12 protein-coding genes and 3 pseudogenes are annotated in these 16504 nt (G+C 39.5%); 8 read left to right on the forward strand and 7 right to left on the reverse strand.

The features are described 5' to 3' along the window. Positions 1–318: 318 nt before the first annotated feature. The 4 genes and pseudogenes from AB6D93_RS15155 to AB6D93_RS15170 form a co-directional block, all read right to left on the reverse strand. Positions 319–627, reverse strand: a complete 309-nt coding sequence (locus AB6D93_RS15155; protein ID WP_086714187.1) for an AzlD family protein — start codon at positions 625–627, stop codon at positions 319–321. Further along, positions 624–1355, reverse strand: a pseudogene (locus tag AB6D93_RS15160) (AzlC family ABC transporter permease). The gene AB6D93_RS15155 and the pseudogene AB6D93_RS15160 overlap by 4 nt, the downstream one beginning before the upstream one ends. Before the next feature lie 284 nt (positions 1356–1639). Continuing rightward, entirely contained in the window at positions 1640–2809 is a 1170-nt protein-coding gene (locus tag AB6D93_RS15165) for an MFS transporter (protein WP_086714188.1), read from the reverse strand. A 31-nt stretch (positions 2810–2840) separates the two neighbouring features. After that, a complete protein-coding gene (locus AB6D93_RS15170; protein WP_086714189.1) occupies positions 2841–3263 on the reverse strand; it encodes an IS1-like element transposase in 423 nt (140 codons plus the stop codon). Positions 3264–3659: 396 nt separating this feature from the next. Between AB6D93_RS15170 and AB6D93_RS15175 the strand changes: the two genes are divergently transcribed. Next, positions 3660–4634 (forward strand): alpha/beta fold hydrolase, encoded by a 975-nt coding sequence (locus AB6D93_RS15175; RefSeq protein ID WP_086714190.1) that lies wholly within the window; start codon positions 3660–3662, stop codon positions 4632–4634. Between the two features lie 161 nt (positions 4635–4795). On the opposite strand, the gene AB6D93_RS15180 is transcribed toward AB6D93_RS15175, so the two are convergent. Further along, positions 4796–5689 carry a LysR substrate-binding domain-containing protein gene (locus AB6D93_RS15180; RefSeq protein ID WP_086714191.1) on the reverse strand — a complete coding sequence of 298 codons (894 nt, stop codon included), beginning with the start codon at positions 5687–5689 and terminating at the stop codon, positions 4796–4798. 210 nt (positions 5690–5899) lie between these two features. Between AB6D93_RS15180 and AB6D93_RS15185 the strand changes: the two genes are divergently transcribed. The 3 genes from AB6D93_RS15185 (at position 5900) to AB6D93_RS15195 (ending at position 9855) form a co-directional block, all read left to right on the forward strand. Continuing rightward, positions 5900–6667: a carbohydrate deacetylase gene (locus AB6D93_RS15185; RefSeq protein WP_086714192.1), complete on the forward strand. Its 768-nt coding sequence runs from the start codon at positions 5900–5902 to the stop codon at positions 6665–6667. A gap of 108 nt (positions 6668–6775) precedes the next feature. After that, a complete protein-coding gene (locus AB6D93_RS15190) occupies positions 6776–8623 on the forward strand; it encodes a hybrid-cluster NAD(P)-dependent oxidoreductase (RefSeq protein ID WP_102333506.1) in 1848 nt (615 codons plus the stop codon). 482 nt (positions 8624–9105) lie between these two features. Beyond that, positions 9106–9855, forward strand: a complete 750-nt coding sequence (locus tag AB6D93_RS15195; protein ID WP_086714194.1) for a 3-oxoacyl-ACP reductase family protein — start codon at positions 9106–9108, stop codon at positions 9853–9855. Positions 9856–10462: 607 nt separating this feature from the next. Here AB6D93_RS15195 and AB6D93_RS15200 read toward each other — a convergent pair. Then, the gene (locus AB6D93_RS15200) at positions 10463–11170 is read right to left on the reverse strand and encodes an SDR family oxidoreductase (protein WP_086714195.1); all 708 of its coding nucleotides are present in this window, start codon (positions 11168–11170) and stop codon (positions 10463–10465) included. A 168-nt stretch (positions 11171–11338) separates the two neighbouring features. After that, on the reverse strand, positions 11339–12310 hold the full coding sequence (locus tag AB6D93_RS15205; RefSeq protein WP_086714196.1) for a LysR substrate-binding domain-containing protein: 972 nt from the start codon (positions 12308–12310) through the stop codon (positions 11339–11341). A 1114-nt stretch (positions 12311–13424) separates the two neighbouring features. Between AB6D93_RS15205 and rarD the strand changes: the two genes are divergently transcribed. From rarD to AB6D93_RS15225, 4 genes and pseudogenes are all read left to right on the forward strand, one after another. After that, positions 13425–14354: an EamA family transporter RarD gene (gene rarD, locus AB6D93_RS15210; RefSeq protein WP_086714197.1), complete on the forward strand. Its 930-nt coding sequence runs from the start codon at positions 13425–13427 to the stop codon at positions 14352–14354. Between the two features lie 98 nt (positions 14355–14452). After that, positions 14453–15483: pseudogene (locus tag AB6D93_RS15215) on the forward strand (IS630 family transposase). Positions 15484–15842: 359 nt separating this feature from the next. Continuing rightward, on the forward strand, positions 15843–16004 hold the full coding sequence (locus AB6D93_RS15220) for a diacylglycerol kinase (protein ID WP_102333505.1): 162 nt from the start codon (positions 15843–15845) through the stop codon (positions 16002–16004). Between the two features lie 113 nt (positions 16005–16117). Then, positions 16118–16399, forward strand: a pseudogene (locus AB6D93_RS15225) (IS30 family transposase); the annotation flags it as partial. Positions 16400–16504: the final 105 nt, after the last annotated feature.

Genomic DNA, 16504 nt, shown 5'->3' on the forward strand with positions numbered 1-16504 from the left:
AGCAGGGGTAGACTCACTTGCTCGAGAAGTTTCAGACAAGTATCATGTCGCTACTGTAATGGAATTGTTATGTATAGGCGATTAGATTATGAGCTTTTTTAACAAAATTATTTTTATTTCTTTGACCACTCTATCTCTATTGGGTTGTAACAATAATGAACAACCGTCATACTGATCTGCACCAGTCAGACTGGTGCAGATCACTTGGTTTATATCCGTCACTTTCAGGTATTGGGTAAGCCTTGATAGCATCGAAAGATGTGACCAAGGCGCAGATGTGGTTTAGCTATTTGGGGAGTTTCGTAGTAGTGGTAATGGCTACAAAGATCGTACTGCCGCCGCGGCAATGATTCCTGCTGCGATTGCTGGTAGAGGTTTTTTGATGACGAACATGACGACAGCTGTAGAAAAGAGTGCAGCTCTAGCTCCGTTGTCACCTTCTACGGCAAGAGGTGTGAGAAGGGCGACTAATACAGAACCTGACATCGCTGTAATAAAACGTTGAACACGCTCGCTAATTGGAACAAATGACATGACATATACACCACCCCAGCGTGTAGCTAATGTGACCAATGCCATTGCAATGATTATCAATAAAGTACCACCAACATTTGTTTCAATACTCATGATTTCTTCTCCTTCCAACAAGCACCCAACACCCCACCAGAAATAGCACCAACAACAACATGGCTGTTTTCAGGTAAATACCAATATGCCAATATTGAAGATGCCGCTGCTGTGGCCCAAATAATAAAGATTCTTGAGTTTTTAGGCCCAACGACGACCATGGAAAGTAAAAAGCAGCCCATAACCATATCGAGCCCAAGCCCCACTGGATCTTGGATTACGCTGCCAAAGTAAATGCCAACCCAAGTGCCGATGATCCAAAATAACCAAAGTGCTAAACCACCGCCAACGAGCAATCCAAAACCGGGTTCCTTCCTTCCAAAGGCATGGAGTGCCATTGCCCAGTTTGCGTCCGAAGCTATCAACATCACACCATATCGTTTTGTCGGGGGGAGTTGACGTAACTAAGGATATAGCGTGGCCCCCATCAAAAGGTGGCGAGCATTGATCGCAAATACGGTAATAAGAACTGGAATAAGGGGGACTTCTGCTCCCCACATATCCAACGTAGCAAACTGTGAAGCACCTGCAAAAACAAGTGTGCTCATTAACATAGTTGGAAAAGAATTCAGTCCAGTTTGTACTGCAGCGACACCGAATGCGAAACCAAATACGATCACAAACATAGAGAGAGGCAAAAGTTGGGTGAAGCCGCTCCAGATGTCGGTACGTGTAAACTCGTGTAACTCAATCGAGGAGCGTTGAAGGTGTTGAGTGTTTTCTGTCATAGAGGTCCTAGCCAGTAGGCAAAAGAGCAGATCCATTGAAGGATCTTTGTTGTTATTTTTTAAGCCGCATGTTTAACATCAATTAGTTAGGCTTTCAAACGTTATGTCACAGATGAAAAAACATAAACGGTGGTGAAGATAGGATCTTGAAAGGGCTTTGTACGTAATTCAGGAGAAATAAACAAGCCCCTACGATCTGAACAGCTGTTTGGGGGATGGAAACTCAAAAATAATGCAGGCTTTCGTGATTAAGGCTCTAGTCACGAAAGCCGCATTTTCATAGACTAATTCACTTTTGAAAGTTTGAGATCTGAACTTTTCTTCTGGTTAAGTAAGATGCTAACTAATGCTAACATCGTAAAGACTAAGCTTGATAAAAATAGATTTTCTACGCCGAATTGAGAGATAAACCATCCCGCGATAACTGAGCCAAGAGTAATTCCTAAGTTAGAAAAAGACACAAAGAGGCTATTTGCAAATACTTTTGAATCACCTGCATTTTCCATTATCCATGTCTGGCTCACGATCAATCCTGCAGAATGCACTGCACCCCAAAACGCGACCATGCCGATCATAAAGTAGAATGAGAACCCCATGAAGTAAACAATTATGAAGGTAAGACCGAATATTATAGGGTACAGCATCACTGTTTTAAGAATATTTTTACTGAGTAGCTTACCAAAAATGAAGTTTCCAAAGATACCAAAGATACCAAACACCATCAGCATTGCACTAATCCACGTACCGTTCATATTCGTTACAGTACTTAAGTATTGAGTAATAAAACTGTACGAAGAAAACATCGCTGCAAAGATGAATATAACGGTGAATAATGACAACCACATTGATTTGCTGCGTAAGATAGTTACTTGAGAGCCGAATGACATTTTTTCCTTAACGGGAGCACTTTCCATCAAGAACATCACACTCACTAACGCAATGGCGCAAGCGGCTAAACCAAAGTAAAAGGCATAAGCGAGAGAATATTCTTCAGCAAGAAAAGCACTAATCGGAATACCAAAGACTAATCCTACGGCTACTCCACCAAAAACTTTAGCAGCGGCGTTGCTTTGTTCTTCAACTGGAACCATTGATGTGACAACCACTAAAGCGACAGAAAAGAATACAGCATGTACTAACGCCGGTAGAACGCGAAATATCATCATGGTTGTGTAATCTTGCGTCATAGCGTACACAAGGTTAGAGACAACGAATAGAGACAAAATGCCGACTAGAACATGCTTTCTATTCCATCCAGACATCATTAACGTAATAAAGGGGCCACTCACCGCGACGACAATAGCGTAGACACTGACTAATAGACCAGCTTCTTGTACATCAATATTGAAGTCTTTCATGACTTGTGGAAGGAGACCAATAATACCAAGCTCTGTCGTGATAACGCCAAAAACGGCTAAAGATAGAGCAAAGATAAACAAGCTTTGTTTTTTCATTGTTTCAACTCAAATTATTAATATGCGGTAATTACGTACCGTCGATATTGGTTGTTGTTAGAGCCCTAAGTCCAAGTGTTGGAAAAGTGGCACAAAAATGTTGTTTTTTATCCAATAAAAATGCCGTTTTCAATGTGATTGAATTCGGCAACGTATCAGAATTCGTATTATCAAAGGGTGGAGACTTTTTTCTTACCCGATGACATGTGCTTAGAACTGTGTTGTAGGCAACGTGTAAATGACGACTGGTTTCTCGCTTTCCATGGTTTTGTGCGGTCATTTCAATAATCCTATTTCGAATTCCTGGTTTGCAGGCCTCGTAACAATAATTCACTTGAAAGGTACGGCGGCAAGCAAGACAGCGAAATCGTTGATGGCCATTGGGGCCATAACCATGCTTTATGACACTGTCACTCTTATGACAGAAGCGGCAGTTGGGTTTATTCGTTGTCACATGGAACCTTAAATCTCACCAAAAGATATCTGTAGTCGTTTAAATTTAATTATCAACTTGGACAGCATAATAACGGATAAAATGAATTCAATTAAGTCTTAATGTTTATTAATAGATATTCCAATTGGGACTTAATGTGTTATTTAGAGGTATCGGTCGCCAAATCAGAAATAGAATGAAACTAGTTAAGTTATTGTTTTTAATGTTTTTTATATTCAATTTTTCTTTGGTGGCTGTTGGGAGGATTAGTGCGCGAAATGAAGGCGTTACTCTAATTTGTTAAGAAATGTCCTGTTGACTGCTCTGAAACATCATGACACATTTTGCGCCCTGCTTCGGTATGCCATTAACTTTAAGTGCATATCGACTTAACACGTTATGAGATGATTTAACTTTATGAAAAAATGGAAGAAAACACTTTTAGTCGCATCGGGCATTTTACTTTCCTCAATGGCTTTTGCGGGTAATGAGCAGAGTCAAGCGGACAGTGAGTTTCCAATTCCTTCTGGTTTTGAAAGCAGCTTTAAAGAAGTTAACGGAGTGAAGCTTCATTATGTAATTGGAGGGGAAGGGCCTTTATTGGTAATGGTCCATGGCTTTGCTCAGTCATGGTACGAATGGCACCAGTTAATGCCTAAATTAGCAGAAGATTACCAAGTTATTGCTATGGATCTTCCAGGTCTTGGTTTATCTGAGCCGCTAGACTCCACTTATACAGGGCAGGACGTATCACCTTATATCCATTCTTTAGCTAAGACCTTTAGCCCGGATGATAAATTCAATGTCATAGCTCATGATATTGGTGGCTGGGTCACATATCCTATGCTAGCTCAACATCAGAATGATATTGATAAGGTCGCTCTACTGGAGACCATCGTACCAAGCGACTTAATATACACGTTCCCAGCTTATACTCCTCAGGGAGAGTCGACCGCGTGGCACTTTAGCTTTTTCTCTGCGAAAAACGAATTGGCTGAATCACTTATATCAGGCAATGAAGATAAGTTTTTTAAGCACTTCATTCTTGAGCATGCAGAGAATAAGAATGCATTTTCAGATGAACTGTTCGGTATGTATGCGGAATCTTATAAAAAACCTCAAACTCTAAACGCTGCTTTTGAGTATTACAGAGCACTTCCTGAATCTGTGATTCAAAATGACAATCTATCAGAGAATAACTTGTTGAAAATGCCGATTCTGACGATATCAGGTAATGGTCAAGGCAGTTTAGGAGCGACTCAATTTAATCAAATGAAAGAATATGCTAATGATGTTCAAGGTCATGTGTTGGAGTCATGTGGTCACTGGTTGATGGAGGAGTGTCCAGTCCAGGTTGAAGATCTAGTTATTGATTTTTTTAACAAAAAATAACTTACAAAACGAGAGCTAAGTTTTGTTGACAATGCAGTCTTGATTACTGTCGTAGATTGCCTATCATTGTTAATTCGTACCCTAGAGCCACTCTAGGGTATTTTTATATTTGAACTGCTTATAATTTGTACTCGGTTATGTAGCAATATAACGAGAACTCTTTATCCGTTGTCTATCTCAGAATGTACCCAGCGAGAAAACGCTTGGAACTTCGCTCTGGTTTCCATTCCTTTAGGGCAAACCAAATCGTAGCCTTTTCCTGATTCAATATGTGGAAATGGCGCGACTAACTTACCCGCTTGAATTAAAGGCAGCGCAAATTCTAATCGAGCAAGAAACACACCGAGTGATAATTCCGCTGCTTCCATCGCCAGTCTGTTATCACTATAGAAATCACATCGCTTTTCGCAGTCGATGCCTACACTTATCTCATCTAACCAATACTGCCACGCACTTGTATCCCCTCTATGGATAAAATTAACGTCTGATAGAGTATTGATTCCATTGTTAAGACAATGCTCCTCGGCGTAGTCAGCACTGCACACAGGTGTTCTCTTTCCAGAAAATAAACGCTCACTGTAGTGATTTGGGTATTCTCCTTTACTATAAAAAATAGCTACATCGTATGGCTCAAATTCAAAATCAGATTGGTTTTGTTTGGTTTGCAGCTTGATGCTTAAGTGTGGGTATTGCTGACGAAGTGAGGGGAGTCTCGGGATCAGCCAAGCAGAGGCGAAATAAGGTGATGTGGCTATATGTAAGCTACCAGTCAGCTCTCCGGTTTGAATGTCAGAGAGGGTGGAAAATATGGACTCAAATGATGAGTTTAAAACACTCAGAACTCTTTGCCCCTCTGGGGTGAGCTCTAGCTTTCGGGTCTTTCGAATAAACAGATTGAATTGAAGCTGTATTTCCAGTTTTTTTATTCTCTGACTGACTCCGCTTTGAGTAATAAAGAGCTCCTCTGCTGCTTGGGTAAAACTCAAGTGGCGCGCTGCAACGCTAAAAGTATGAAGAAGAGAAAGCTGTTGTTGTTGATTGGTCACTAAGTTCATGCATTACTCTAGTTAATTTATATTGAAGTTTTGTTCGTTTGTCAGAAGCTTTTAGCTATTATAGAGTAATTTTTGTAATGGGTCATGGGCGAAGTGTTAAATTTTACTCAATCAACAAACGCAAAGTTGTTGTGTGAGATGTTTAAAATAGACGTCGGGTCTTATAGATACGTTACAAGAATTGATTATTTATAAATTGGACAAGATACGATGAAACTTATATTAAACGCTGATGATTTCGGTCTGACGGAATCTGTAAACTTGGGTATCGCTGATTGTTTTCGCGCCGGGACCGTAAAATCGACCACCATAATGATGAACCAACCTGGTGTATCTCACGCGTCACAACTCTATCAGCGTGGTCTTATTCATGAAGTTGGACTGCATTTTACAGTGACATCAGGTAAATCAATATCGTCCCCTAAATTAATTCCAACACTGGTTGACGAGAATGGTCATTTTTTTGATAGAAAGGCCCTGTTTAATAAATCTGATGTGTCTTCTGATGAAGTCTTTAGAGAGTGTATGGCGCAATATCAAGCGGCTTTAGACGCGGGATTTAATATTAATCATATCGATAGCCACCATTTTGCTGGTGCCTACCGTCCTCTTAAGATAGGTTTCACGCAGGCAGCGAATGAAATAGGTCTTCCAGTTAGGCGTATTGATAGCTTTATACAGGGTCAAAGTTTACTGTCGGTTCCTACCCCAGATGCGTTTGATATGGGCTTTCATGCTGAAGGTGTCAATATTGAATACCTCAAAGCAGTATTGCTGGCTTATCAAGACAGCATGCCTAACAGTACGATTGAATTAATGTGCCACCCAGCAAGGACGCTAACTGAAGAGCTAGAGGAAATCTCTAGCTATGCTCATGCTCGTGTTGAAGAGTGGAAGATTTTAACCAGCGATGAGTTTTCTCTCTGGCTAAGAAAAAATGGTATTGAATGCGTTGGTTTCGATGCGCTTCATGCTTAAGTCCGCGAGGTAATCTTCGTAGCGACAAGATAAACCATCTGCCTTGTTAGGTCGTTAAAACAGTTCCTTTCGGTTCAATAAGTCAACACAATAATAAAGGGTGACATTGTGGTAAATCCTACCGTACTTTCCCAAGTTAATATCTATCCAGTCAAATCCATTGGCGGGCTTTCTCTCTCTTCTTCATGGGTCGAAAAGCAAGGCCTTGTTTTTGATCGTCGCTTTATGTTGGCGTTAACTGGTGATGATGTCTCCGCCTCGGCTAAATACCCAACCATGGTGACGGCGCGCCAGTATCCAAATATGGTGAAGGTGAGTTCTAGTCTAATGCCAACCGGTGTCATTTTTTCTTACCCTGGGCTGGCGGCACTAAAATTACACTACTCTACCTTCAAAATGCAGGCGACAGATGCCAGTGTTTGGAGGGACAGCTTTTCAGCCTACACAACAACCGATGAAGCGAATGACTGGTTTAGCCAAGTAATTGGGAAGCGAGTTGAGTTACTGTTTACTGGCGAGCAATCTAAGCGTGTGAAAGAAAATCTTGGTCATAATGTGAGCTTTGCCGACGGATTTCCTGTTTTGCTTATTAGCTCTGGCTCATTAGCGGAGCTAAATAGACGCAGCAGCGAAGTTCACACCATGGAACAGTTTCGTACCAACCTGGTGGTGCAATCAGACGAACCTTTTATCGAAGACTCATGGAAGCGTATCAAAATAGGTGATGTCGAATTTGAAATTGTAGAGCCGTGTGAGCGGTGCATTTTAACGACACTTGATCTGGAAAATGGAGAGTTTAGGAACAGTAAAGAGCCATTGACGACCTTTTCGCGCTTTAGAGCCAACGAGCAAGGCAAAATATTTTTCGGGCAAAACCTTGTAGCGAAAAACGAAGGTGTTGTCTCCATCAATGATGCTATCGAAGTACTTGAGTATAAATCCAAGGAGTTTTATGAAGATCTCGATGCCAAAAAACAAGAGTTGATTTGCGTTGAAAGAGAATCAGTGGCAAGAAGTTTCGAGACATTTTGGTTTGAGCCCAAAAGCGGCATGGTGCCTGAGTATAAAGCGGGGCAACATCTTCCTATTGAGCTCATGATTAATGGCAAACTGACCAAACGAATGTATACGCTGTCATCTAGCCCCTCTCGGCCAGAACGTTTGTCGATTTCAGTGAAACGAGTCCATGGTGGTGAAGTTTCCAACTGGTTGTTCAACCACTTACAAGTTGGCCATACCATTATTGCGGATCAACCCAAAGGCACTTTTCATATTACTAAAGAATCGAATGAGCCGCTGTTGCTGCTTTCTGCCGGTAGCGGTGTGACGCCCATGATCGCTATGCTTCGGTATTTGACAGACCAACGAGACACGCGTGATATTGCGTTTTATCATCAATGTTTGACGAAAGCGGATATTCCATTCATGGAAGAGCTCCTTATGCTAGAAAAACAACACGCCAATGTCACTGTGACTCTAGCCCTTAGCGAGCCATCAACTGATTGGCTAGGCGAAAAGGGGCATTTTAGTCGTACTCATTTAAATCAAATTTCAGAGTTTCACAAACGTCAAGTTTTTGTATGTGGTCCTAGTGGTTTCATGGAGAGTGTAAAGCGCTTGATGATAGAGAGTGGGCTGCCCGAAGAACAGTACCATCAAGAGACATTTGGCGTTGCAAGAGTGGCGGACGGGAGCGAGAAAAGGGTTCAAATCAACCTTGATGGTGTCGTGTTTGAAGGAAGCAACCAGCGCACCGTTCTGGAGCAAGCTGAAGCAGCAGGGCTTTCTATTTCGAATAACTGCAGAGCTGGTTTCTGCGGCGCCTGCAAAGTCACTGTGAAATCAGGAGAGGTTTACCAGCCCGATGCCCCAGGAATTGAAGACAGTGATAAGGCGAAAGGAATGGCCCTAGCTTGCTGCGCGATACCTAAGACAAATGTAAATATTGTTAGCTAGTATGTAGGTTTTATGATGATTGAGGCCACTATCAAACTTTGATAGTGGCCTCAATATCGTTGATCTAACTAAAAACAATGACACCTAAAATATCTGATTTACTCTTATTTTAGGTAGAATGTAAGGCGTTTTTATCTAGATAAAAATGATCGCTCCTTTCCTAATGCTCTTATCTAAGTAGCTAGCTCGAGTCACAGGAGCACCCCGTTACTGATAAAATCAGTAGGGCGACGATTAAAGGTGAGCGATAAATCGAATGACTCGAACTTGGATGTTAATTCTAGTAACTTGGGCAAAATTGCTTAACTTCGCTACGATAACCAAGTGACAAACTTCTATAAGCTGACTTTGTATTTACAATTAGTTCCTATAGGGACTTTTTGATTTTAACTTTAAGGACTTAATAATTGAGATTTAATCGGTTATGATGCAGACATTAAAAAGATGATTCACATTGACTACTTTTAATTAAGGCAAACATAATGAACAACTTAAATAGATTTAAAGGTAAGGTTGCATTTATCCAAGGCGGCAGTCGCGGTATTGGTGCTGCGATTGTTGAGAGATTGGCTTTAGAGGGCGCGTCTGTTGCTTTTACGTTTGTGTCATCCCAGGGTAAAGCAAAAGACCTTGCTGATAGCTTAATTTCAAAAGGTGGTAAAGTTATCGCGATAAAAGCGGATAGCACGAAGCCGGAAGATATCAGAAATGCAATCAGTGAAACCATCAAGCAACTTGGTAAGATTGATGTTGTCGTAAACAATTCAGGTACGCTTATCTGGGATAATATAGAAAATTTGACGATGGATGATTGGGACAAGACCATCAATACTAACGTACGAAGTGTATTTGTAGCTATTCATGAAGCCTCGAAGCATATGAATAATCATGGCAGAATAATTAATATCAGTAGTACTAATGCTCAGCGTATTCCTTTTGCTGGCGGTTCTATATATGGAATGAGCAAGTCTGCACTAACCGGATTGGCCAAAGGTCTCTCTCGCGATCTCGGCCCTAGAGGTATTACGGTCAACAACATTTTACCTGGTCCGGTCGATACTGACTTAAACCCAGACAATGGCGATACTTCAGAGCCTGTAAAAGCTATCGGTGCACTTGGTCGTTATGGTCAAGTGGAGGAGATTGCTAGCTTAGTAGCATTCGTCGCTAGCTCAGAAGCGGGTTACATCACTGGTGCTGATTTGATGATCGACGGTGGCTTTTCCGCTTAATAAAAATATGTGGTCGAGTAACTCGTTACTATCAGTCTAACTTCATGTAATCATCAATACGTGATGAGTAAATATAAGTATGATGATTGGCCTATTTCATAGGTCAGTCATTTAGAAGCTATTGGTTTTAATCTGCTCCAGTAGGAGAGACCCCCGCATTAACCGATACCTTACTTTAGAGTTTTTCGAGGATGGTGGTGGCTCTTTGTCCAGTTTCTAGTTCTTCTGCCCATTCGATTAGCTGCCGTTTGAGCTTGGCAGCATCTGCTGCTAGCTCCTCGCTCTTGCTGATTAGTTTAGAGTCTTCCTTCGAATTCTTTCACCAAGCGTCGATTTGATATTCATGTAAATAAAGCTGTCTTGTTGCCACAGCCCTTCTCACTTTCTCTGCTAGTTTTGTTGCATCTCCTTTTAATTTAAGGATTCTAGTTTCCTTAGACGTCGTTGTTTAAGTCGTTAGTGATCACTTAATTCAGTGTCTAGGAATATTGGTGTAGACCTCCCAGGTTACTCTAACTTTTTATAGTCGAACGATGGCCGTTATAGACCACTACAGTGATGTTAAGTATGGTATTAAAGGTGTTAGAGTTTCTCTGAACGTTCTTTATTACTCTAAGTCTATGATACGACAGCGTATGGAGAGTGTGCTTACGGCTGCCGCAGAAGATAAGCTTCGAATAAAATCGAGTGCTTTTGTTAAATCTTGAGTTTCAATTTTTAATTTATTATCAATTCGACCATCGTTAGTCATGTCTGTGTTTACGACACTTGGGCATAAACAACAAACTTTTACACCAAATGGGAGAAGCTCATGATAGAGCGACTCGCTATAACTGACAATGGCCGCTTTTGAAGCTGCATAAGCGGCTATTTTGGGGACTGGCGTCAAACCTGCAGTGGAACCGATGTTATATATTTCTCCAAACCTTTGTTTTTTCATTTGTTCTGCAACGATATTACAAGCAGTGATGGTAGACAGTAGGTTTACATTCATTAATTCAGAAAGTTTGACTAAAGGTAGTTTAGTGTTGCCTGCTGCCAAAATACCAGCGCTATTGACCATGACCTCAATGTTTTTATTTTTTTTGATGATTGATGTGATTGTTGCTTCTACCTCGGACGGGACGTTGAAATCGATAGGCACTACTTCTACGTTGCACGATGGAAAGAGTGTGTTTATTTCTACTTTTGCCTGTTCAAGATTCAGCTTATTCAAGGACATTAAAATTAAAGAGTATCCTTCCTGAGCGAAATAGTGAGAAATTTTTTTCCCGATACCGCGGCTAGATCCTGTAATTATGGCAACTTTAGTCATGGTGAGCTCCTAATTTAACGTATGAGACGTTGTTGAAGTAACGTATCTAAGATTTTCTTGAATACGAACATATCTCATAAAAAATAGATAGTAGTGCAAATTTTTGCATATAATAAACAGTTGGAGGTTATGTGTCACATTCTTAATGACTTGAGAGGGTAATGGTTGTTACTTATAAGTATGTAGAGGGACAGTCTTAAACCAATCTATTATTTCCGACTTAGTCATATGCTTGGTTTGTTCAATCACTACTTTTGTGAGGTGTGGTGCAAGCTTTTCGATAAAATCATACATGTATGTCTGCAAATACACGTTTTTACCAAAACAAAGCCATGCGTAACAATCGGGAAAAAATCCTTCTAATGAGCGTACGGTAAAAGAATCATCTATTGAGTGGGCAGCAACTGACGCTATGATACCAATACCGACCCCTTTACTGACATATTCTTTTATTACCTCTACATCCATTGCTGTGACAATATAATCTGGGGTTAGGCCTAGTTGAGAAAACGTATTGTCTATAGCGATTCGCCCTGTTGATTTTAATTCATAGCTAATGAGTTTTTCTTTTGCTATTTGTTCAAGGGTTAATGTGTGTGTCTTTGATAGTGGATGTTCAGAAGGGATAATTAAGCTCAATGACCACTTGTAAACTGGGAGTACCGTTAGGCCTGTCATCTCTTCAATATCCTGAGCCACAATCGCAATATCACCGGGTCCAGCCGGCAAGGAATTATTAAGATGACTTGGTTCGATTGTCGACATGTGCAGAGACACATTTGGGTAGCTTGTCAGTAAGTAACGGACGCTTTTAGGTAGTATGAAATTTGCAATGGCGTTAGTTGTAAAGATATTGAGTTTCCCTTTTTTTGGGGATGTAACTTCGGATGAAATAGCCTTGATTCTATCCTCAATCTCTAAGATTTTAATGGCTTCGTTTAGGATTTCCTTACCGACATTTGTAGGACCAGATAAGTGTTTACCTTGTCGATCAAAAATTTTCACGCCCAGTTCATCCTCTAAAAGTGAAACTTGTTTACTGATACCGGGCTGAGACGTATATAGCTGATGTGATGTAAGAGATATGTTATACCCATTTTTTTTTATTTCATTAATGTAACGAAGTTGCTGTAGTTTCATTTTCTGCTCCTTGTTATATATGGTTTTATAGCGTGAACTCTAGCTGAAGGGGTGTATTAATTAAAAAATAGGTATTAGGCGCAACGCCACTGTAAGTTTTTTTAAAAGTAAAATTAAGTTAAAAAATAAAAGTGTCTTTTTATAAATCATTCACTTAATTTAAAGTTAAAACCAGGAAAAATATTCAACTTTAAGGCGTCACCTTTTTCAGTCATCATTAATCATTTTTTCTTGTTAGTTGGAAGTGTAACTTCTGTTCTAGATAATCTATTGTGAGCTCTGATTACTTTGTATAATGTAAAAGATATTTCTATTGTTTGATATTTTTTAAACATTTTTCATGATGTTAAGTCATCTCGCTACGTAATAAAATTGGGAGCTGAATTGTAATGGTATATACCGTTTTCTTTGAGGAATGTGTCATATTTCCTCCCATTTGGCAAGGCGGTTTTTATGTAAAATTAAAATACTATCTAATTTTTTTGTACCACTTCTCTACCAGGGTACTTCAGTTTAAAATATAACAAATCAATATAAAACAGGTGCTTAGGTTGGGTGTACTTGTCTGACTTTGTTATTAATGATTAAGTCCTGCGGGGACTGTGTGTTTATTTCTATGTGGTCTTAATTGACGGTTAGATTTGAACTATGATGCCTGCTCTTTAAACAATTCTTTGAAATAAAAGATAAATGGTAGTAAGGGTACTAGTAATGATTTTATGGGAGTGAGAATGAAAGTGGTAACCGAAAAAATATCTAGACAAATTTGTAATGAAAATTTTTCTTATAACTCTGTGTTGATATTTTAAACTGGTTTTAATAAAAATTGCTAATTTAAATAAGGTATTAAAAAATATAAGCCAGGTTGGTTTTTTATTTGCAATGCATTGCGTGAATGGTTTATATACCTATAGATTTAATGGGTGAGAATCAGTCAGTCACTCATTTATTAATTTAATTAAGATGAATTGGCATGCGTGGACTATTTAGATTTTCTAAGTGGCACTTATTTTTAATGTTTTAGTTCGTTCGATTGATAACGATCCAATAAAACAATAAATTAAAAAACTAGTATTTTCTTGAACGCAGCGCCGTAAAAAAGGCCATATTAATCATGACGTGTTTCTATTTTTCATTAAAGTGCCACATTAAAACCTTGCCAGCAGAAACCAAAGGTATTATAGCATCTATTCTTTGTTCATTTTTGTTTGCATTCATACCTGTATATGTCCAGTTTCAACCACCACTGCCCCCAAGTGAGATTACAGGGGGGGAAAGCCATTGGTTAGCAGTGCAGCGTATACTGTGGAGTACAATGTTACTCTGCTTATTATTATTTATCTCCAAAAGAACTCACCTACTACTGCAAGCTTTAAAGGTGTGGAAAATGTGGCCCAAATACTGTGTTTCAGCACTTTTGGTTGCACCGCAATACTGGTTGTTTGTTTGGGCGCCTGTGAATGGAGAGACTTTGTCTCTTGCATTAGGCTATTTTACGATGCCAATCGTAATGGTTTTAATTGGTCGATTGGTATATCGAGAAACGTTGTCTTTTTATCAAAAGCTAGCGTGTTATCTCGCACTGTCGGGTACGCTTTATACGTATGCTTTATCCGACGGAATCTCTTGGGTGGTACTAGTGATAGCTTTGGGTTACCCAGCTTATTTTATGCACCGAAAAACAATACCATTAGCTACCGATATTGGATTGGCTGTAGATCACCTATTCCTTATGCCATTGGCTTTGTTCGGTTTTTTCTTGCTCTATCCATTAGACTTTTCTTTATCTCTTTCTGTCGGTAATTATGCATATTATGCTGGCTTAGGTATCGTATCTGTAATACCTATGCTTTGCTATCTGTACGCTTACTCTAAATTGTCAGTTTCTGTCTTTGGGTTGCTTGGTTACGTTGAGCCTGCTTTTATTTTTGTTGTTGGGTTATTGATTGGTGACGCTATTACAGTACAAGAAATACCAACTTATTTGTTGATTACGTTATCACTGTTCGCACTCGTATTAGATGGGATTAAAAGGTTTAGGTAAACTAGATTAGTAAAATTTGGGTACGAGTTAATAAGATCTATACCCGTGATCATTGAAGATGCTTGATTTTAGCCAAAATGAGGATCATGCTAGGTGACATGAAAATAACTCTATCCAATGAACAAAAGCTTACGCTGATTAACCAACATGATACAACTCGTGATGATCGAGTTCGCGACCGTATCAAAGCTGTTATTCATGCCAGTAACGGGTGGAGTCCTGAAGAAATTGCCGATGCACTACTTATCCATGAAACAACGGTTAGACAGCATCTCAAAGATTACTCGCTATCGAACAAGCTCAAGCCTGAAAACGGTGGCTCAAAAAACTACCTATCTCAGCAGCAAACCCAAAGTTTAATCACACACCTAACCGTGCACATCTATCATCATACGCGTGAGATTGTTGCTCATGTTTTCACAGTTTATCGAGTGCAATATAGTGTTGCAGGGATGAACAAGTGGCTTCACCAAAATGGTTTCAGCTACAAGATGCCCAAAGGCGTACCTCATAAATTCGATGAAACCAAACAGAAAGCTTTTATTGAGGCTTATGAAGCGCTCAAAGCAAGCTGTAGTAAAGATGAATCGATTTTATTCATTGATGCCGTCCATCCTACTCAAGCAAACAAAATATCACATGGTTGGATACGAACAGGGCATGATAAAGCCGTTGAAACAACGGGAAGTCGAAGTCGTCTCAACCTCATTGGTGCTTTGAATCTTAACGACATTGGCGGCACTATTATTAATGATTACGAGACCATAAACAGTGAAAGCATCGTTCGATTTTTCTGCCAAATTAGAGAACGTTATCCATTGGAACACAAGCTCCACATTATCTTAGATGGTGCGGGGTACCATCGTAGTGATTTAGTCAGAAATGCTGCTTTTGTCTTGAATATTAAGCTTCACTACCTTCCACCTTATAGTCCAAATCTAAATCCAATCGAGCGGCTTTGGAAGGTGATGAACGAATATTCAAGGAACAACGTTTATTTAAAAACTAAACGGGAATTCAGAGAAGCAATCGAGAATTTTGCACCGTGACTCTTCCAGAGATCGCAAGCTCTTTGACGTCTCGAATAAATGATAATTTTCAGGTGTTCAAGCCAGCATCTTCAAGTTGATTGGGTATAGTACCTGGTTACTCAACGACTAACCGAAGCTGTTTGATGATTGGTTTCATAATAAAAATTCGAAATAGGTGAACTAATTGATATCAAACAATAATATTTGAATTAGTGGCTGGTTTATTATCTATTTAACTTATTTAAGGGAATATATGAGATTAGATAAGGGGGCTCTAGGTTTAAACCGATTCGAAAAATTAGGAGAGAACTTAGAGGTGTCTTGCTGTCCTTATGGATTTTTCCGTCGCTTACAAATTAGCACTTTTTATCATATTGATGATAGGGTTTTTCTATTTCAGTCAATGGTTAGATTTTAGTTTGGTATTCATTGCGACCGTATTAGTCCAGTATCAGAAATGTTTAATACCGCCATAGAAGCACTATGTGACTTTGTTGAATTAAATCAAAATATTAAAATAGGTCGAATCAAAGATGTTTCTTCTGCCGCAGTAGGTGTAAGTATATTTGTATCGTTTATAATAATCGAAGTATGTCGAGTTTTTTCTAGAGTTGTTTGATTGACATGGGCAATAACGTTTCACTCGATAGATTTTTAATTTTCAGAATTTACATTATCGCGGTTGAGTGTTTAAGAATAATAATGTGCATGATAACAAGAATAGGTTTTTGCCTGACCGCCGATAACGGTAGTGAGTTTGCGAACCACAAAGAGATAGCAACAGCATTAGACGCTGAATTTAACTTTGCTCATCTATGCGGTTCATTGGAGCGTGGATCCAATGAAAATACAAATGGACTCCTTTGTCAGTATGTTCCGAAAGGGAAAAACATAAGAGAAGTTGGCGATGATGTTATCTTGTTTGCTATAGCGAGGATTAACTATAGGCCGGAGAAGTGTTTGGGTTTTAAGCAACTTGCGGTTATATTCAAAGAAATTTGCATGGCTGCTTAAATGGCGAAGTGTCGCACTTAGGACTTGAATACGGGCTATTATTTTTGTCATAAAAACTAATGCCCTAATTCATGTAGCCCCCTAACTACTAAAATCAGATTTCTG

It is taken from the genome of Vibrio sp. 10N.247.310.23 (genome assembly GCF_041467155.1).
Taxonomy (GTDB): Bacteria; Pseudomonadota; Gammaproteobacteria; order Enterobacterales; family Vibrionaceae; genus Vibrio; species Vibrio crassostreae_C.